The organism is Klebsiella sp. K4, from assembly GCF_014596785.2.
GTDB classification, from domain to species: domain Bacteria; phylum Pseudomonadota; class Gammaproteobacteria; order Enterobacterales; family Enterobacteriaceae; genus Klebsiella; species Klebsiella pneumoniae.
This window is the reverse complement of record NZ_CP115021.1, coordinates 4,651,434-4,670,417: the sequence shown is the minus strand read 5'-3', so window position 1 is coordinate 4,670,417 and position 18,984 is coordinate 4,651,434. Positions and strand designations below refer to the sequence as shown.

Here is an 18,984-nt window from a genome sequence, read left to right as displayed (position 1 = left end):
TTTTTTAACTACACGCGGATCTCATCCAGCTGACGGTTGATGTCGGTAACATGTTTATCGGAGATCGGATAAACCTGCATGATCACCATCGAAATAGCGGCCAGCGCGATTGGGATCCACACCGCGGTCATAATGATCCCGTCGATGGCGCTGGCGCTCTGCACGGCGCCGCTTTCATTAAATCCATACACCGCCAGCAGCCACAGCGGGATAGCGCCGCCGATGGTGAAGCCGATCTTGAAGAAGAGTCCCATAATGGCATTGATAATGGCGGCATTGCGTTTGCCCGATTTTAATTCGCCGTACGCGATAACTTCCGGTACCAGCGCCCACATAAAGCCGGTGGCGGAGGTTAAGCCCCACTGTTTAATAAAGGTGGCGATGTAGGCCAGCCACAGGGCGTCGTGCATCCCTTCGCGGGACCAGGCGTAGGTCAGCAGTTCGCCGACGATGAACATGGCGAGGAACAGATGGAAGAAGCCTTTTTTACCAAAGATTTTTTTCAGTTTCGGCCAGAACACCGGGAAGGCGATGCCGGGAATAGACGCGACGAGGCCCACGGCGCCCATCCATTCGGAGTGGCCGACGACGAACTGGTTGAAGAAGCCGTTAACGGTGTTCATGAAGAACATGAAGGTAAAGGCCAGCATAAAGAACATGCCGAGAATAACCAGCGGACGGTTATGTCTGAGCTCGTGGAAAAGGTCGGTAGTTTTGACGTTGGCGGTCTGCTCGGCGGTCGCGACAACGCGTTCTTTGGTGCATTTGTAGCAGATAAACAGGGCCACCGCGCCGATGATCATATAGATGGCGTACACGCCAAACCAGGCGTAGTTCGCCGACGGATCGGTATAGTTGCCGAGATTCAGCTCAAGGCCAAAAAAGCCGGTGTCTTTCAGGCTGCGATCTTTCGGCGCCGCCATCTGCACAAACATCGGGAACAGGGTATAGACCAGCAGGTTGGCGCTGTTGGCCAGCATCATGCGGGTACTGGTCAGCTTATCGATCGATTCCGGGTCGCGGGTCAGCGAGGCATTCAGCGAGCCATAGGGAATATTGACTAAGGAATAAACCAGGTCCAGCGCCAGATAAATAATAAAGGCGAAAGCCACCGAACCTTTCACCCCAGGGATGGGCGCGAACAGTAATGCCGACAGGATCACTAGCGGCACGCCGGCTCGTAACAGCCAGGGGCGATATTTCCCTGCTTTCGAGGTTCGCTTATCCACATAGGTTCCGACCATCGGATCCCAAAACACATTAATGATACGGACAAAAAGAAAAATAAAGCCTGCCGTTGCTGTGCTGATGGTATTTACCGTCAGCATATGCAAAGCCAGAAAACCCCCAATTGTGCCGAAAACAAGGTTTTGCGCAAAGTCGCCCATGCCATAACCAATTCGTTCTCCACGGGTTAATTTATGATATTCATCATGCCGACTGTGCATTATGTTTTTACTCATTCTAAGCAGACTCCGGTTTGTTTTGTGTAGGTGAAACACTTTCTGACACAGTTGACTTGGAAGAATCTATTACGTTTTTAAATTACGTAATTATGTTTTTTTACTTCTGTGATCCTCGAAGCAAAGGCCTGTATCGCCTGCGTTGAACCGTTATCCGCCGCTAATTTTTGGGCAGGCAGGCATTGCGACAAAACCGGCATTTTAATTTGGTGTGGATACCTGGATTCCCCAGGAAGTGTACTCTATACGCGCGCGAAGCGAGGTATTTAAAATAGTTTTATTTGCGAGATGGCTCACATTTGAGCATTTTCTCAATCGCCGAGTGAAATAACGTAATTGAGCAACCGACGATGAGAATACACGATGTGTCACAGTTGTTAATTTTCCTGTTTCTCAATTTCGGAGTTCATCATGCAAACCTATTTCGACCAGGTTGATCGCGTTCGCTTTGCCGGACCCAAAACCGATAATCCGCTGGCGTTTCGCCACTATAATCCGGATGAAATCGTGCTGGGAAAACGCATGGCAGATCATCTGCGTTTTGCCGCCTGTTACTGGCATAATTTCTGCTGGAATGGCGCGGATATGTTTGGCGCCGGCTCGTTTGAGCGTCCCTGGCAGGCCGCGGGCGATGCGCTGGAAATGGCCAAACGCAAAGCGGACGTGGCGTTTGAATTTTTCTACAAGCTCAACGTGCCGTATTACTGCTTCCACGATGTCGACGTCTCGCCAGAAGGCGCGTCGCTGAAAGAGTATTTGCATAATTTCGCCATCATGACCGAGGTGCTGGCGGAGAAACAGCAGCAAACCGGCGTGAAACTGCTGTGGGGCACCGCCAACTGCTTTACCCACCCGCGCTACGGCGCCGGGGCGGCGACCAACCCCGATCCGGAGGTATTTGCCTGGGCGGCCACGCAGGTAGTGACCGCCATGAATGCCACCCACCAGCTCGGCGGCGAAAACTATGTTCTGTGGGGCGGCCGCGAAGGTTACGAGTCGCTGCTGAATACCGATCTGCGCCAGGAGCGTGAGCAGATTGGCCGCTTCCTGCAGATGGTGGTGGAGCACAAGCATAAGATTGGCTTTGGCGGCACGCTGCTTATCGAGCCGAAACCGCAGGAGCCCACTAAGCATCAGTACGATTACGATGTCGCAACGGTGTATGGTTTTCTGAAACAGTTTGGTCTGGAAAATGAGATCAAGGTGAACATTGAAGCCAACCACGCCACTCTGGCGGGGCACTCTTTCCACCATGAAATCGCCAGTGCCATCGCGCTGGGCATTTTCGGCTCCGTTGATGCCAACCGCGGCGATGCGCAGCTCGGCTGGGATACCGATCAGTTCCCGAACAGCGTGGAAGAAAATACCCTGGTGATGTATGAGATCCTCAAAGCCGGGGGATTTACCACCGGCGGCCTGAACTTTGACGCCAAAGTTCGCCGGCAGAGCACCGACAAATACGACATGTTCTATGGCCATATTGGCGCCATGGACGTGATGGCGCTGTCCCTCAAGCTGGCCGCGCGCATGATTGAAGATGGCAAGCTCGATCAGGGTCTGACAAAACGCTATGCCGGCTGGCAGGGCGAGCTGGGGCAGAAAATTATGAGCGGGCAGATGTCGCTGGATAATATTGCCCGATACGCTGAGCAGCATAATCTGAATCCGCAGCCTCAGAGCGGGCGTCAGGAATTACTCGAAAATCTCGTCAATACCTATATCTTTGGTTAATTTTTGCTGACATGCCCCTGCGGGGGCATGTATTGCGCCGTCTATCCGCTGCTGGGAAATAGCGTTTATTGGTTCGTGCTGTGTTTTTTTTCAGTGGCGAAAGACCACCTGTTTAATATCTGCGAAGGAGGAAGGGTAACGATAATTGTGTAACGCCTCTGTGACCGTACAAAATAAAAAATAACTTGTTCTGATGATAGCGACATATTCTGTCAGCTCAGAATAGGCTGGTTATTGTCTGAATAAAATTAACCTATATTGAGAAACTCATGACAATGATAAAAAAACTTCCATTAACCATGGCGGTTATCGCCACGTTTTTTCCGCTTACCTCTGTAATGGCGCAAGAATTTACTCAGGAACAGATCGACGCCATCGTCGCCAAAGCCGTTGATAAAGCGCTGGCCGACCGCCAGGCGAAAATCGACGCCGCGGCCGACAAAAAGGTCGACGTGATCACCAACCCGCAGACCACCGCCGCCTCGCCGGATATGGCCATTCCGTTCGGCCTCAAGTTCAGCGGCTATGCCCGCTATGGCGCCCACTTCCAGACCGGCGACCAGAAATATGTCGGCGTCGACGGCTCCTATAACGGCGCCTCGGCGATCGGCCGTCTGGGCAACGAAAGCAACGGCGGCGAATTCCAGATCAGCAAGGCCTTCAAAAGCGCGCAGGGGGCTATCTGGGATCTTAACGTGATGTTCGACCACTGGAGCGACGAAGTTAACCTGAAGAAGGCCTACGTCGGGGTCACCAACGTGCTGGAATCCAACCCCAACGCCTATATCTGGGCCGGCCGCGACTTCCACCAGCGTCCGCAACAGGGGATCAACGACTACTTCTGGATGAACCACGACGGCCAGGGCGCCGGGGTAAAGAACTTTGATATCGGCGGCGTGCAGTTCGACGTGGCGGCGGTGTCGCAGGTGAAATCCTGCAGCCCGGAAGTGATGGCCGACGAGACCAACCCGTCGCGCATCACCTGTACCGGCAGCTCCGACACCGGCGACAACGGCCACTACGCGCTGACCACCAAAACCCACAACATCAAGGCCGGGCCGATCGACGTCGAGGTGTACGCCAACTACGGCTTTGACTCAAAGGCGGTGGACAGCGACGCGCGTCTCGAAGCCTGGCAGGGCGGCCTGGTGCTGAGCCACACCAACGACAGCGGGGTGAACAAGGTGATCCTGCGCTATTCCGACAACTCGGATAACAGCGTCTACAACAAGACCGACGACCTGACCACGGTCTACGCCAGCTTCGAGGGCAGCCATAAGTTCACCCAGCAGGCGCAGGTGGAATATCTGCTGGCCTTCCACGACTACGACAACGGCAAAGATAATACCGACAACCGCAAAAACTACGGCGCCATCGTCCGGCCGATGTACTTCTGGAACGACGTGCACTCCACCTGGCTGGAAGCGGGCTACCAGCGCGTGGATTACGACCAGGGCGGGGATAACCACGGCTGGAAGCTGACGCTGTCGCAGAACATCGCCATCGGCATGGGGCCGGAGTTCCGTCCGATGCTGCGCTTCTACGTGACCGGCGGCCAGGTGGATAACGAGCACACCGCGAAGGTAAACGGCACCCAGGACCAGCAGCTGGATTCGCTGAACGTCGGCGGAATGTTTGAGGCGTGGTTCTGATGCGATAGCGTTGTCGAAGGAGCGTTCCCGGCTGGCGCTACGCTTAGCCGGGCTACAACTGATGCGCTCCATTTATGCCGGATGGCGGCATAAATGCCTTATCCGGCCTACGTTCCTTCCTGCGGGCTCCCCCCCCAGGACCGGCAAGCGCAGCGCCGCCGGGCGGTCAGGCTCCATACCTGCGGTAGTGCCGGATGGCGGCATACATGCCTTATCCGGCCTACGTTCCTTCCTGCGGGCTCCCCCCCAGGACCGGCAAGCGCAGCGCCGCCGGGCGGTCAGGCTCCATACCTGCGATAGTGCCGGATGGCGGCATAAATGCCTTATCCGGCCTACGTTCCTTCCCGCAGGCTCACACCCCCCCGTAGGCCCGGCAAGCGCAGCGCCGCCGGGCAGCTGGTTCAGGCCAACTCCCTCAGTTCACCGTCAGGCGCAGGGCCAGATCCTGCGGGTAGGGGTCAAAATAGTTCTGCGCCTGCAGGTAGCGATCCGGATACTCGGCCAGATAGTGCTTAAGCAGCGTCAGCGGGGCGAGGATCGGCAGCAGCCCGGCGCGATAGTTGAGGATCACCTCCCGCAGCTCGCCGCGCTGGCGGCTGTTCAGCTGGTCGCGGAAATAACCCTGAATATGCATCAGCACGTTGGTGTGGTTTTTCCGCGAGGCGGGCTGCTTGAGGATCGCCATCAGCTTCTCGCGGTAAACCTCGAAGAACGCCTCCAGATCCTCCCATTCATGCAGCGAAGCGACGAACGGGCCGATCTCCCGGTAGCCCGCCTGGTGGTGAGCCAGCAGCTGCAGCTTGTAGCGGCTGTGAAAGGCCAGCAGGCCGTGACGGGTCAGGCCGCGGGTGCGCAGGGCGTTGAGTTCATGCAGGGCGAAAACGCGCTCGACAAAATTCTCCCGCAGCAGCGGATCGTGCAGCCGGCCATCCTCTTCCACCGGCAGCCACGGGTAGCGCGCCATCAGGGCGCCGGTAAACAGCCCCACGCCTTCCTTACGCCCGCGATTGCCTTTTTCATCATACAGCCGCACGCGCTCCATCCCGCAGCTCGGCGATTTGGCGCAGACGATAAAGCCCGACAGCTCACCCAGGGTTGCCAGGTGGGCGCTGGCGAAATCAGCCATCTTCTCCGTCACATCCTCATGCGGGGCGTGGCTGAAGCGCATGCGGATCTCCCCGACCGGGGTCTGCACCAGGCGGAGCGCCGGGCGGGGAACGGGCAGGCCGATCGCCATCTCCGGGCAGACGGGTTTAAACGCCACCCACTGCGCGAGCTCATCCATCACAAAGCCCATACGCTTATGCCCGCCGTCGAATCGCACGGCTGAGCCGGTTAAACATCCGCTGATCCCAATGACAGGTTGCGTGTTCATGGCGCTGTCCTCTCTTCTGCTGTGGTTCGGGTAAAGAAAAGGGTCACGGTGGCGACCGTAATGCCGAATTTCTTCATCTCGGTTTTGTTAAATAAATGGCTGCCGTCCTGCAGGAACATCCAGTCGTCAAAGTGCAGCAGCCACCGGCTGCCGCTGGCCTCGACGTTCATGCTGTAGCGCCAGTGAAAGGCATTGCCTGCCGCCTGGCCGCTGGCCACGCCTTCGATATCGCCGGCGGTGCCCTGATAACGGTTATCGCCGGTGCGGCGAATGCGCCATACCCGCTGCTGCTTCTCGCCGTCGTCATAGACAAAGCGCTCATGGAGGGTCAGGGTGTCGCCGACGACGTCGCCATCGATCTCAACATGGAAGCGGCGCAGCTGCTTGCCGCTGCGATCCTGCACCATCCCCCACGCCTCGGTTCGCCCTTGAAAATAGTGAAAGATGTCGAGGGCGGGCTGCTGCTGCCGGTACTCCGTGACCTCGGTGCTGCAGCCGGCGAGGATCAGCATCAGCAGCGCCAGGCCAAGGGTCAGAATGCGTTTCATGGTGTACCTCCGATCAACTGCTGACGCAGTTCGGGATAAGTGGTGCGCGGATCGAGCCAGATGGCGAGAAAGCGGGTGCTGAACGCCGCCGACTGGCGCGGGCCGAGCGGGGTAAAGGCGGTCTGTGCGGCGCTGGCGCGGTACCAGAACTGCCCCTCGCCGCCGCGGACCACGAACGCCAGCTGGCTGCCCGGCGCGACGTCCGGCCAGATCCCCTGCAGCATGCGCAGCCAGGCTTCGCTACGCGGTTCCTGTTGCAGAATGCCCTGTGCCTGCCACTGGTCGCGGGTGGCGTCCACCAGCGCCTCGCGATCGATGTCGCGCTGGTAGGTGATGATCAGCGCCCGATCCTGCTGCGGGCCGTCATACCGACCATTGGGCGTGCGCAGCTGTGAGTGATAGACGGTGAACGGCCCCCAGGTGAGGGTCGCCTCGCCGACGCGGCGCCACGCCAGCCAGTCGGCGGCGTGGGCCGCCGGGGCGAGGACGGTCAGCCATAGCAGTAACAGGGCGAATCTCATTTTTGCCTCCCCATCCCCAGATGGAATAACAGCATGAGTACCAGCCAGCCGCAGGCCATGGCGGCCACGGCAAGCGCCGTCGGCACCAGCAGGGTCATGGCTCCGAGGCGAGCGCCGATCAGGTAGGCCACCGGGCCGCCGACGGTGGCGGCCGTGGCCAGCACCCAGCCGGGAAGCGTCGCGGTGCGGGTCAGTCGGGTCCAGACGACGGCGAACATCAGCCACAGGGCCACCATCCACAGGGGCAGCAGGCTGTCGCCGCGAAAATCAATCAGCCCCGCCAGCGCCCAGCAGGCGTCCAGCCCGCAGCCCGCCGCGGCCAGCAGCAGGGCGGGCGGACGACTGGTCGCCGGCAACCGCAGCCAGGCGAAGATGGCCAGCGTCAGCCAGATCAGCAGGCCGCGCTCGCGCAACATCACCACCAGCGTCCAGTAAACATCGAACGCGAGGGCCATCAGCAAGTGCTGCGCCGGGCGTGTCATACCCGCTCCGCGGTGAGCTGCACCACGCTGATGGTGCGGGCGTTAAATCCGGCTTCGCAATAGCCGAAGTAGTAGAGCCACATCCGGCGGAAGCGCTCATCGAAGCCGAGCTTTTCAATATCCTGCCAGGCGTGGGTAAAACGCTGCCGCCAGTGCGCCAGCGTGCGGGCATAGTCCGGGCCCATGTCGAACAGGTTGCGCACCACAAAATCGGTGTGGCGGGTCATCAGCTCGCTCATTGCCGTGATGCTGGGCAAAAAGCCGCCGGGGAAGATGTAGCGCTGGATAAAATCGACGCTTTTGCTGTAGTCGCGATAGCGCTGATCCTGGATGGTGATCGCCTGCAGGGCCATTCTGCCGCCCGGGCGCAGGCGCGCCTGACAGGTGCGGAAGAAGGCCGGGAGGTAGCGCTGGCCCACCGCCTCAATCATCTCCACCGACACCAGTTTGTCGTACTCGCCGCGCAGATCGCGGTAGTCGCAGAGCAGCACTTCGACGCGATCCTGCAGCCCGGCGCGGGCCATGCGCTCGGTAGCCCAGCGGTGCTGCTCCCGGGAAAGGGTGGTGGTGGTGACCCGGCAGCCGTAATGGCGGGCGGCGTACTCGGCCAGCGCCCCCCAGCCGGTGCCAATCTCAAGCAGATGATCGCCGGGAGTGAGCGCCAGCTGGTCGCACAGGCGCGCCATCTTGGCCCGCTGGGCCTGGGTCAGATCCTGCTGGTCGTCGGTAAACAGCGCGCTGGAGTAGAGCAGGTCGTCATCCAGAAAGTAGGCATAAAATTCGTTGCCGAGGTCGTAATGGGCGGCGATGTTCTCCCGCGCCTGGGCGCGGGTGTTGCGGCGGGTCCAGTGGCGCAGGCGGGCGACGGGCTTGCCCAGCAGACGAAAGCCGCGCTCCAGACGCCCCAGCACCTCGCCGTTGCGCGCGAGGATCTGCAACAGCGCCGTCAGCTGGTGGCTCTCCCAGTCGCCGTCCATCCAGGCCTCGGCCGCCGCGAGACTGCCGCCGGTCAGCAAACGCCAGTACACCTCCGGCGTGCAGACCCGCGCCTCAGCGCGCAGCGCGGCGGCGGGGTCGCCAAAATGAAAAGTCTGCGCCCCTTCGCGCACGGTGAGCGAGCCTTCGCGGAGGCCGCTCAACAGACGAAAAAGCAGCCAGCGCGCGAGCCGCACGTTGCGCGGCACATCGGGTTCAAGCGCAAAGACGGGATCGGTCATGAGCGTTCACTCCTGCTGACAGGATGGTTGTACAGCGGCACGCGCTTCAGCCACAGCCGCAGCGCCTGCCAGTAGATGGCGAGGACGGTTTTCAGGGTCATCATCGGCAGACGCAGCAGCAGCCCGCGCAGGTTGGCGCGGGTTAACGGCACGCGGCTCAGGGCCAGCGTGGCGTCGAACACCTTGCTGGCCTGATGGTTTTCAATGTGCATGTGCAGCGTTTTGCCCGGCGCGTTGAAGCGCCAGTGATAGACCATGTCCATCGGGTTAAACGGCGAAACGTGAAAGGCTTTCTCCAGCGGGCGCGCCTGCTGGCCGTCCACCGCGTAGTAATGACGCTCATTCCACGGCGTGTTGCGCACTTCGGCCAGCACCCAGCGCAGGGTGTCGGCCTCGTCATAGCAGTAATAAAAGTTGACCGGATTAAAATGGAAGCCGAAGTAGCGCAGCTGGGTCAGGAGCATCACGCGGCCCGCCGGGCGGCAGCCGGTCAGGCTCTCCAGCCGGTTCAGCGCCTGAGCCTTCAGCGGCGCGCCCAGCGGATAATCGGCGTCGTACCAGGCGGCGGCGGCCAGGCGGTTGCGGCGGATGCCCGCCTCAGGCAGCCTGTCCAGTTCGTCGAGGTCAAGCCAGGCCATAAACAGGCGGTAGACGAAGTGGTGCGCCTTCGGCTGCAGGCGACGGTGGCGCAGGACGCCCTGATAGAGGCAGCTGTTCATTTCAGTGGCCCTCCGCCGCGGCGATGCCCTGCACCACGTCGAGCGCGCTGCGCACCCCATCCTCATGAAAGCCGTTGTACCAGTAGGCCCCGCAGTACCAGCTCCGCTGCTGGCCGTTAATCTCTTCGCGCCGCAGCTGGGCCGACCAGCTTTGCGGGTTAAACAACGGATGCTCATAGACGAAGCGCTGCCAGACGTAGCGATCGTCCACCGGCGCGTCCGGGTTCAGGGTGACGCAGAACAGCGGCGCGCCCGCGGGCAGCCCCTGGAGAATATTCATGTTGTAGGTGACGCAGGCCCGGGCCCGATCCCCGTCGCTCAGGCGATAGTTCCAGCTGGCCCAGGTGCGCTGGCGCTCCGGCAGCCAGCGCGGATCGCTGTGCAGCACCACCTCGTTACGCTGCCAGCCGATGTCCCCGAGGACTTCTCGTTCGGAATCGGTGGGCGCCGCCAGCATCGCCAGGGCCTGCGCGGAGTGGCAGGCGAAGATCACCTGGTCAAAATGCGCCTCCCCGGACGCCAGCCGCAGGGTGACCCCCGCCGGGTGGCGGTCCACCTGCTGCACCGGCGCGTTGAGCCGCAGGTCCAGGCGATCGCCGAGCCTGGCGAGCAGGGCGCGAACGTATTCCCGGGAACCGCCGGGCACCACGTACCATTGCGGACGATCGCGAATATCCAGCAGACCGTGGTTTTCAAAGAAGCGCAAAAACAGCGGCAGCGGGAAGCGGCGCATCTCCTGCAGCGACGACGACCAGATGGCCGCCCCCATCGGCAGAATATAGTGGCGGGCGAAGAAGGGGCTGAAGCGGTGGCGGGTGAGGAAGCTCTCCAGCGTCGCGCCTGGATCCAGCGTCTCGGTCAGCGCCAGTTTCGCCAGGCGGTTGAAGCGGACGATCTCGCTCAGCAGTCCCCAGAAGGCCGGCTTCAGCAGATTGCGCCGCTGGGCGAAAAGCGAGGTCAGGCTGTGGCCGTTGTATTCCAGGCCGCTGGCCGGGTTGTGGACCGAGAAGCTCATCTGCGTTTTTTGCCCGCCGATCCCCAGCTCGCTGAGCAGGCCCATAAAGCGCGGATAGGTGCGATCGTTGTAGACGATAAATCCGGTATCAATGGCCCAGGTGCCCTGCGGCGTGGCGACATCCACGGTGGCGGTGTGGCCGCCCGGCGTGGCGCCCGCTTCGAACAGCGTTACCTCATGGTGTCCGGCCAGTCGCCAGGCGCAGGTCAGCCCGGCGATGCCGCTGCCGATGATGGCGATGTTCATGAGCGCACCATCCTGCGCAACAGCAGGCGCTGGATACCCGATGGCAGACTGGCCAGCAGCCGCAGAGCCAGGCTGAAACCGGTGGGGAAGGCGATGTGGTTTTTGCCCTTCGCCAGACCGTGGCGGATCGCCGCCACCGCCCGATCCACGCTCACCCGGCCGGGCATGGCGAAGTCGTTTTTGCGCGTCAGCGGGGTGTCGACGAAGCCCGGAGAGACCACCGTGACGGCGACCCCTTTCGGCTCCCAGTCCAGACGCAGGCTATTGGCAAACCAGGTCAGCGCCGCCTTGGAGGCGCCATAGGCTTCCGCGCGCGGGAAGGGCAGCCAGTGCGCCATGGAGCTGACCAGCACCACCCGATCGCCAGCCTCCAGCTGCGTCTGCAGCGCCGCCAGGCAGTTCACCGGCCCGAGGAAGTTGGTGGCCATCACCCGCTCCACGAGGGCGGCATCCACCTGTCCGTGGTCGAGGTATTCGCAGGTCCCGGCGCAGAGAATGATCAGGTCGGCAAAACAGCCTGTCAGCGCCTGGCGACAGGCGTCCCTGTCTGTCATATCGAACAGGCGTACGCTGATGTTGGGGCTGAGCTGCTGGAGCGCTGCCAGGCGCGACGCATCGCGCCCGCAGGCGATGACCAGATGGCCATCCGCCGCGAAGGATTTCGCCAGACCGGCGCCGATCCCGGAGCTGGCGCCGGTGATGAGCACCGTCATCATGAGCGCACCCTCCGCTTCACGCCGCGTACCGCCCAGCCCAGCAGGGGAAGATGCTCGTAGATCATCTCCCCGGCGTCGTAGTAGTCGCGCTGATGGAGAACCTGCTCCCCGGCGATGTCCACCACCGAGCAGCCCGGCAGGGCCAGGGTTTCTCCACCGGCAATGCGCGGATGCGACCAGTGCATGGTCCAGGTCACGGCGAACCGCTGGCCGTCGCAAAGCGGCGTGTCGATGGTGAACCGGCACTGCTCCACGTTGGCCAGCAGATGGGTAAAGTAGCGCTGAATGGCGAACAGCCCCTGATGCTGACCAAAAGGATCGCTCAGCGTCGCGTCCGGATGGTACAGCGTGGCCAGCGCCGCGGGCGGCTGTGCATCCAGCCCGGCGTAGTACTCAACGAAACGACGAATCACGGACGGCGAGGTGCTCATGGATCACATCCTGGCTAGATACGGTAGCGTAATGGCATACTTAAAACTTACACAAATAAAATTATTTGTCCAAGTTTGTAGAAAAATATATTTTATTTGTGTTAAAAATCATGTTGTTATGATTGGTGTTTTAAGGAGTGAAAATCGCGGGTGGCGCAAAGGGCAAGCGTGAGCCCGCCGCGCCACCGGGTGCTGGCGGAACAGAGCGTGGAGGTAAGTGAAAACAGGGGGTTAGAGCGGGATCACCTCGAGGGAGACGACCTGCTGCTGCCAGAGTTCGACCTGCCTCTGGCGGGCGGCGGAGAGTTTGCCGCTGGTGACCAGCAGCCAGTTGCGCTGGGGAAAAATCTCCGGCGCCAGGGCGGCGGGAGGCACCGGCAGGACGTCGATGCGATGGCCCTGGCCGGTACGTTTGAGCGCCTCAAGCCAGATTTCGCAGGCGTCGGTCAGGTGCCAGCCGGTGATCAGAAAGTTGTCCCCGGGCGCCTTCTTGTCGCCTTCGAGGCAAAACGAGGTATAGGCGATGATGATGCCGTCGAGGATTTCGCGCAGCGTCATGATGGCCGGCACGTTGGCGGAGACCTGGCTGCGCAGCGGACGCAGCACTTCGGTTACCAGCTCCTGGCGCGGATATTCGCGCCCGGCGTCGTAGATCAGCTGGCGCAAGGACTCGATTTTTCCCTCTTTCAGCCGCTGCAGCATGGTCTCCTGCAGCGTCAACCAGTTATTGGTGCGCCGCGCGCCGGGGCGCGACAGCAGGGGTTTCACCTGGCTGACCGGCACCCCTTTTTTCACCCAGTCGAGGATCTTCAGCGCCTGCTGGACGTCGTCATCGCTGTACAGACGGTGTCCACCATCGGTGCGCAGCGGCTTAAGCAGGCCGTAGCGGCGCTGCCAGGCGCGAAGCGTGGTCGCATTTATCCCGCATAGTCGGGCAAATTCGCCGATGGAGTAAGGCATGGAGGCCACCTGTTAACAAAGAATATTCTCAATATACTACGAATCACGACGGCTGGCGTGAAGTGTAGTGGCTTTGCACTACACTTTCCCCAACCGCGTAAATGAAAGGAGTTCTCATGAAGCTATGGCCTGTTGTCACCGGCGTCGCTATCGCGTTAACCCTGGTGGCCTGCAAATCGCCCACGCCGCCGAAGGGCGTTCAGCCGATTAGCGGGTTTGACGCCAGCCGGTACCTTGGAAAATGGTATGAGGTCGCCCGCCTGGAGAATCGCTTCGAGCGAGGCCTGGAGCAGGTGACCGCCACCTACGGCGCCCGCAGCGACGGAGGGATCAGCGTCGTCAACCGCGGTTATGACCCGGTCAAAAAACGCTGGAATGAGAGCGACGGGAAAGCCTATTTCACCGGCGCCCCCACCACCGCGGCGCTGAAGGTGTCGTTCTTCGGGCCATTCTACGGCGGCTATAACGTGATCCGCCTGGACGACGACTACCAGTACGCGCTGGTCAGCGGCCCCAACCGTGACTATCTGTGGATCCTGTCGCGCACCCCCACCATTCCGGCGGCGGTGAAGCAGGATTACCTGAATACCGCGCGCGAGCTGGGCTTTGACGTCGATCGCCTGGTGTGGATCCGCCAGACGCCGCGCTAGCCTCGCCGCTTAGCGGCTGAGCAGATGGGTATAAACCACGTACAGCCCGGCCAGCGCCGCCACGTTGAGCGCTACGCTGATGAAAAACCGCGTCCGGAAGGGCTGCTTTTGCGTTTTATGGCGAAAGCACTGCTGGCCGAGGATGGCCCCCGGCCAGCCTCCCGCCAGGCCCAGCACCAGCAGCGTGGTTTCCGGCACCCGGCGCCAGGCTTTGCGCGCCGCCAGCTTGTCGGCGCCATAGATAAGCCATGTCAGAAGGCTGCTCAGTAAAAACCACATCGCCAGCGGGTAGGGCAGCAGGGCGCTGCCCACGGCGGTGAGCAGCAGCAGGGAATAACATACCAGGTTCAGATTCATAGGGACGTTCACGCCGGCCAGAAGAATGGCGCCACTATAGCCAATTTCCCGGACCGGCGTAAACGCGGCGGGCTATTGGCTACGCTTGCCCCGATGCCGATACAGCCACATCAGCTTATACGCCGCCGGAATGATAAACAGCGACAGCAGCGGGGCGGTGATCATCCCGCCAATCATCGGCGCGGCGATACGGCTCATGACTTCCGAACCGGCACCGGTGCCCCATAAAATCGGCAGCAGGCCGGCGATAATCACCGCCACGGTCATCGCCTTCGGCCGAACGCGCAGCACCGCCCCCTGGTACAGCGCCTCGTCGAGCTTATCGACGCTGAAAGTCTGCGGATTCTCCAGCGATGGCTCGGCCTCGATGGCGTGGCGCAGGTACATCAGCATCACCACGCCAAATTCTGCCGCCACCCCGGCGAGGGCGATAAAGCCGGTCCCGGTGGCCACCGACAGATGGAACCCCATCCAGTAGAGGAACCAGATCCCGCCCACAAGGGCGAACGGCACGCTGGTGATAATCAGCAGCGCTTCGCCGACGCGGCGGAACGCCAGATACAGCAGCACGAAGATAATCATTAGCGTCATCGGCACCATCAGCTTCAGCTTCTGATTGGCGCGCTCCAGCAGCTCAAACTGCCCGGAGTAGGACACACTGATGCCCGGCTTCAGCTTCACCTCCTTGCCGATGGCCTGCTGCAGATCGTGCACTACCGACACCATGTCGCGGTCGCGGGCGTCGATGTAGATCCAACTGGTCGGGCGGGCGTTCTCGGTCTTCAGCATGGATGGTCCGGTGACCACTTTCACCTCAGCCACGTCGGCGAGGACAATCTGTTGCTTCAGCGGCGTGAGGATCGGCAGCTGGCGCAGGGTCTCCGGGCTGTCGCGATAGCTCTGCGGGTAGCGGATGTTGATCGGATAGCGCTCGACGCCCTCCACTGTTTCGCCAACCATCGCCCCGCCGATGGCGGACGAGACGAACAGCTGCACGTCGCCGACGGTCATCCCGTAGCGGGCCGCCTTCTCACGATGAATATCAATGTTGAGGTAGCGCCCGCCGACCAGCCGCTCGGCTAATGCCGAAGTGACTCCCGGCACGGTGCGCGCCACCACTTCAATTTGCCCGGCGATGGCGTCGATATCGGCCAGGTTGGTGCCGGAAACTTTAATGCCAATCGGGCTCTTGATGCCGGTGGAGAGCATGTCGATGCGGTTGCGGATCGGCGGCACCCACAGGTTCGCCAGTCCCGGCAGGCGCACGGTTTTATCCAGCTCGTCGACGATCTTCTCCATGGTCATCCCCGGTCGCCATTGATCCTGCGGCTTGAGCTGAATCGTGGTCTCTACCATCTCCAGCGGCGCCGAGTCGGTGGCGGTTTCGGCCTTGCCGGTTTTGCCGAACACCCGCGCCACTTCCGGCACCGTCATGATCAGCTTATCGGTTTTCTGCAGCATATCCGCCGCCTGCGCAGCGGAGATCCCCGGCAGCGTGGACGGCATATACAGCAGATCGCCCTCGTTGATCTGCGGCAGAAACTCGCCGCCGACCCGGTTAAGCGGCCAGGCAACCGTCAGGATCGACAGGAGCGCAATCAGCAGGGTAGTCTTCGGCCAGTGCAGGACCTTCAGCAGCAGCGGGTGATAAATGCGGATCAAAAAGCGATTCAGCGGATTGCTGCTCTCCGCCGGGATCCTGCCGCGGATCCAGAAGCCCATCAGGATCGGGATCGCCACGATCGCCAGCAGCGCTGCCCCGGCCATCGACCAGGTTTTGGTGAAGGCCAGCGGGCCGAACAGTTTGCCCTCCTGGCCTTCGAGGGTGAAAATCGGGATAAACGACAGGGTAATGATCAGCAGGCTGATAAACAGCGCCGGGCCGACCTCCACCGAGGCCTCGGTAATTATTTTCCAGCGTGTGTCGTTGCTGAGCTTCTCTCCCGGGTGCTGATGTTCCCACTCCTCCAGCCGCTTATGGGCGTTCTCAATCATCACGATGGCGGCATCGACCATCGCCCCCACCGCAATGGCGATCCCGCCCAGCGACATGATGTTGGCGTTGAGCCCCTGGAAATGCATCATGATAAAGGCGAAGCACAGGCCGAGCGGCAGCGAGATAATTGCCACCAGCGCCGAGCGCACGTGCCACAGGAACAGGGCGCAGACCAGGGCGACGACGATAAACTCTTCCAGCAGCTTGTAGCTGAGGTTGTCGATGGCGCGGTCGATAAGCTGGCTGCGGTCGTAGGTGGTGACCACTTCAACCCCTTCCGGCAGGCTGCTTTGCAGCGACGCCAGCTTCGCTTTGACCGCGGAGATCACTTCGCGGGCGTTCTTGCCGGAGCGCAGGATCACCACGCCGCCGGCCACTTCGCCTTCGCCGTTAAGCTCGGCGATTCCGCGGCGCATCTCCGGGCCGATCTGCACCCGCGCGACGTCGCCAAGATAGACCGGCACGCCGTTATCCCCGGTTTTCAGCACGATATTTTTGAAGTCGTCGAGCGTCTGCAGGTAGCCGCTGGCGCGCACCATATATTCGGCTTCCGCCAGTTCGACGGAAGAGCCGCCCGCCTCCTGGTTAGAGGCGTCCAGCGCCGATTTCACCTCGCCGAGGCTGATGCCGTACTGGGTCAGCTTCATCGGGTCGACGACAATCTGGTACTCCTTGACCACGCCGCCCACCGACGCCACTTCCGAGACGTTAGGAATGGTTTTCAGCTCATATTTTAAGAACCAGTCCTGCAACGAGCGCAGTTCGGCAAGGTCGTGTTTGCCGCTGCGGTCGACCAGCGCGTATTCGAAGACCCAGCCGACGCCGGTGGCGTCCGGGCCCATTTCGGCGCTGACCCCGGCGGGAAGTTTGCCCTGCACCTGGTTGAGATACTCCAGCACTCGCGAGCGCGCCCAGTAAGGATCGGTGCCGTCTTCAAAAATCACGTATACGTAGGAGTCGCCGAATTGCGAGAAGCCGCGAACCGTTTTGGCGCCGGGGACTGACAGCATGGTGGTGGTCAGCGGCCAGGTGACCTGGTTTTCGACGATCTGCGGCGCCTGTCCCGGATAGCGGGTTTTGACGATCACCTGTACATCAGAGAGATCCGGCAGGGCATCCACCGGGGTGTGGACGATAGTCCAGGTTCCGCAGATGCTGAGAAACAGCGCCGCCATCATCACCAGGAAGCGGTTGGCCACCGAGCGGCGGATAATCCATTCAATCATGGTTCCGTTCCTTAGTGCGCGTGGGCGGCAGAGGCCGCGGCATCAGGGGCCTGCGCGCGCATGCGCTCCAGCGCGCCGGCGATATTGGCCTCCGAGTCGATCAGGAACAGGCCGCTGGCGACGACTTTCTCACCCTCCTGCAGCCCGCTGCGAATGGCCGTGACGCCGGCGGATTCATGGAATACCTGCACGATTTTCGGCACGAAGCGGCCCTCGTTATCGACGGTGATCACTCGCTGCTCGCTGCCGCTGTCGATCAGCGCTTTGGAGGGGATCAGCAGCATCGGGGCGCTTTCGCTGGTCAGCTGCAGATAGGCGTTCATCCCCGGCTTCAGCGCTTCATCCGGGTTGTTGACCTGCAGGCGCAGCTGCAGGGTGCGGGTGGCGCTATCGACGCTGGGGAGAAGGGTCCATTTGCTGATGCGGAAGGTTTTGCCCGGCCAGGCGGGAACCTGAATGCTGAACTGCGAGGCGTCTTTAATCAGCCAGGCGATGGATTCCGGGACCGCCACGCTGACCCACACCGGGTCCATGCCCTGAATTTTCGCCACCACGTTATCTTTGGCGATGTTCATTCCGGCGCGCAGATCGAAGGCGGTGATCACCCCGTCGATGGGGGCTGTGAGGGTAAAGCGGGTCTGGATCTTGCGCATGGCTTTCAGGCGGCGGATATCGTCGTCCGGCATTCCGGCGAGACGTAGACGCTCGAGGATCCCCTCGACCTGCGTAGCGGTGCCCCCGGTCTCCTGCAATAGCAGATATTCGCTCTGCGCTTCCACCCAGTCGGGGATGGTCAGCTCGAGCAGCGGCGTGCCTTGTTTCACTTTGTCGCCGACGGTCAGCGGATAGACTTTATTGATAAAGCCCGCCGCCCGCGCCTGCATAATCACATACTGGTACTCGTTATAGCTGATGTTGGCCGGGAAGGTCTGAGCGTAGCGCAGCGGCCCGCGGGTGACCGCGGCGGTTTTTACGCCGAGATTTTGGGTCTGCGTCGGGTCGATACGCACCCCCGGCGCACCGGCGGCAGCATGCTCCTCATCAGCGTATTTCGGCACCAGATCCATATCCATAAACGGCGATTTACCCGGTTTATCGAAGCGGGTGTTCGGGTACATCGGGTCGTACCAGAACAGCACTTTACGCTGCTGCTCGGCCGCCGGAGCGGCAGCGTGGGTCGGTGCCCATCGGGCGTACAGCGCCGCAGTAAGCGCGCCTCCAATCAGCATGCTGCCGAGGATCAGCGCCGTATTTTTCAGTGTCAGGGATGCCATGTGTCGTCCATTCAGTTGTTGAGGGGGCCTACCGTCGCCGGGCTGTTATTGGGCGCGGATATCCTGTAACAGCGACAGATTGCCCTGCTGAACGAAGGTGAAGTCCACGCTGTCGCCATCCTTCACATTGTTGAGCTGCGTCTGCGGGGTGATGGTGAAGCGCATGGTCATCGGCGGCCAGTTCACCGCCGGGATGGCCTCGTGGGCGATAGTGATTTTTTTACTATCCATATCAATGGCTTTAATGACGCCTTTACCAGTGATGCTTTGCGCCTGCGCGGCGGCGGGCTGCTCGTGCATCGCCATGCCGGCATGCGGGTCGGCGGCCTGGGCGGTGAACACCGCGCCAGAGAGCAGGGTGAACAGGGTTATTTTAGATAGTGAATTCATCATCAAGACTCCTTG

At 61.1% G+C, this 18,984-nt stretch carries 18 protein-coding genes; 3 read left to right on the top strand and 15 right to left on the bottom strand.

What is annotated here, in order from left to right:
• Positions 1-8 precede the first annotated feature (8 nt).
• A complete protein-coding gene (locus tag IB144_RS23055) occupies positions 9-1,448 on the bottom strand; it encodes an MFS transporter (RefSeq protein ID WP_072157864.1) in 1,440 nt (479 codons plus the stop codon).
• 426 nt (positions 1,449-1,874) lie between these two features.
• Between IB144_RS23055 and xylA the strand changes: the two genes are divergently transcribed.
• Positions 1,875-3,194: a xylose isomerase gene (gene xylA, locus IB144_RS23050; RefSeq protein ID WP_032426717.1), complete on the top strand. Its 1,320-nt coding sequence runs from the start codon at positions 1,875-1,877 to the stop codon at positions 3,192-3,194.
• A 269-nt stretch (positions 3,195-3,463) separates the two neighbouring features.
• Positions 3,464-4,846: a carbohydrate porin gene (locus tag IB144_RS23045; protein ID WP_060175542.1), complete on the top strand. Its 1,383-nt coding sequence runs from the start codon at positions 3,464-3,466 to the stop codon at positions 4,844-4,846.
• 415 nt (positions 4,847-5,261) lie between these two features.
• On the opposite strand, the gene IB144_RS23040 is transcribed toward IB144_RS23045, so the two are convergent.
• The 10 genes from IB144_RS23040 to IB144_RS22995 all read right to left on the bottom strand — a co-directional run bounded on the left by IB144_RS23040 (position 5,262) and on the right by IB144_RS22995 (position 13,076).
• On the bottom strand, positions 5,262-6,221 hold the full coding sequence (locus IB144_RS23040) for a DUF523 and DUF1722 domain-containing protein (protein WP_065888903.1): 960 nt from the start codon (positions 6,219-6,221) through the stop codon (positions 5,262-5,264).
• Positions 6,218-6,769 carry a DUF3833 domain-containing protein gene (locus tag IB144_RS23035; RefSeq protein ID WP_004177586.1) on the bottom strand — a complete coding sequence of 184 codons (552 nt, stop codon included), beginning with the start codon at positions 6,767-6,769 and terminating at the stop codon, positions 6,218-6,220. The genes IB144_RS23040 and IB144_RS23035 overlap by 4 nt, the downstream gene beginning before the upstream one ends.
• Positions 6,766-7,290, bottom strand: coding sequence for a hypothetical protein (locus IB144_RS23030; RefSeq protein ID WP_004178438.1), 525 nt, complete (start codon positions 7,288-7,290; stop codon positions 6,766-6,768). The genes IB144_RS23035 and IB144_RS23030 overlap by 4 nt, the downstream gene beginning before the upstream one ends.
• On the bottom strand, positions 7,287-7,772 hold the full coding sequence (locus IB144_RS23025) for a DUF2878 domain-containing protein (protein WP_064279179.1): 486 nt from the start codon (positions 7,770-7,772) through the stop codon (positions 7,287-7,289). Before IB144_RS23025 ends, IB144_RS23030 begins: the two co-directional genes overlap by 4 nt.
• Positions 7,769-8,989: a cyclopropane-fatty-acyl-phospholipid synthase family protein gene (locus IB144_RS23020; RefSeq protein WP_021462630.1), complete on the bottom strand. Its 1,221-nt coding sequence runs from the start codon at positions 8,987-8,989 to the stop codon at positions 7,769-7,771. Before IB144_RS23020 ends, IB144_RS23025 begins: the two co-directional genes overlap by 4 nt.
• Positions 8,986-9,708: a DUF1365 domain-containing protein gene (locus tag IB144_RS23015; RefSeq protein ID WP_004888758.1), complete on the bottom strand. Its 723-nt coding sequence runs from the start codon at positions 9,706-9,708 to the stop codon at positions 8,986-8,988. Before IB144_RS23015 ends, IB144_RS23020 begins: the two co-directional genes overlap by 4 nt.
• 1 nt (position 9,709) lies before the next feature.
• Positions 9,710-10,969, bottom strand: coding sequence for an FAD-dependent oxidoreductase (locus tag IB144_RS23010; RefSeq protein ID WP_065888904.1), 1,260 nt, complete (start codon positions 10,967-10,969; stop codon positions 9,710-9,712).
• Positions 10,966-11,685, bottom strand: coding sequence for an SDR family NAD(P)-dependent oxidoreductase (locus IB144_RS23005; protein WP_004152218.1), 720 nt, complete (start codon positions 11,683-11,685; stop codon positions 10,966-10,968). The genes IB144_RS23010 and IB144_RS23005 overlap by 4 nt, the downstream gene beginning before the upstream one ends.
• Complete coding sequence (locus IB144_RS23000; protein ID WP_002887256.1) at positions 11,682-12,116, bottom strand: nuclear transport factor 2 family protein; 435 nt, start codon at positions 12,114-12,116, stop codon at positions 11,682-11,684. The genes IB144_RS23005 and IB144_RS23000 overlap by 4 nt, the downstream gene beginning before the upstream one ends.
• 231 nt (positions 12,117-12,347) lie before the next feature.
• Positions 12,348-13,076, bottom strand: coding sequence for a MerR family transcriptional regulator (locus IB144_RS22995; RefSeq protein WP_002887258.1), 729 nt, complete (start codon positions 13,074-13,076; stop codon positions 12,348-12,350).
• 116 nt (positions 13,077-13,192) lie between these two features.
• Between IB144_RS22995 and IB144_RS22990 the strand changes: the two genes are divergently transcribed.
• Positions 13,193-13,726: a lipocalin family protein gene (locus IB144_RS22990; RefSeq protein ID WP_002887259.1), complete on the top strand. Its 534-nt coding sequence runs from the start codon at positions 13,193-13,195 to the stop codon at positions 13,724-13,726.
• 9 nt (positions 13,727-13,735) lie between these two features.
• On the opposite strand, the gene IB144_RS22985 is transcribed toward IB144_RS22990, so the two are convergent.
• The 4 genes from IB144_RS22985 to cusF all read right to left on the bottom strand — a co-directional run bounded on the left by IB144_RS22985 (position 13,736) and on the right by cusF (position 18,969).
• Entirely contained in the window at positions 13,736-14,083 is a 348-nt protein-coding gene (locus IB144_RS22985; protein ID WP_004177568.1) for a DUF1294 domain-containing protein, read from the bottom strand.
• 72 nt (positions 14,084-14,155) lie between these two features.
• The gene (locus IB144_RS22980; protein WP_065888905.1) at positions 14,156-17,305 is read right to left on the bottom strand and encodes a CusA/CzcA family heavy metal efflux RND transporter; all 3,150 of its coding nucleotides are present in this window, start codon (positions 17,303-17,305) and stop codon (positions 14,156-14,158) included.
• Between the two features lie 11 nt (positions 17,306-17,316).
• Entirely contained in the window at positions 17,317-18,579 is a 1,263-nt protein-coding gene (locus IB144_RS22975) for an efflux RND transporter periplasmic adaptor subunit (RefSeq protein ID WP_065888906.1), read from the bottom strand.
• Positions 18,580-18,624: 45 nt separating this feature from the next.
• Positions 18,625-18,969 (bottom strand): cation efflux system protein CusF, encoded by a 345-nt coding sequence (cusF, locus tag IB144_RS22970; protein WP_025862174.1) that lies wholly within the window; start codon positions 18,967-18,969, stop codon positions 18,625-18,627.
• Positions 18,970-18,984: the final 15 nt, after the last annotated feature.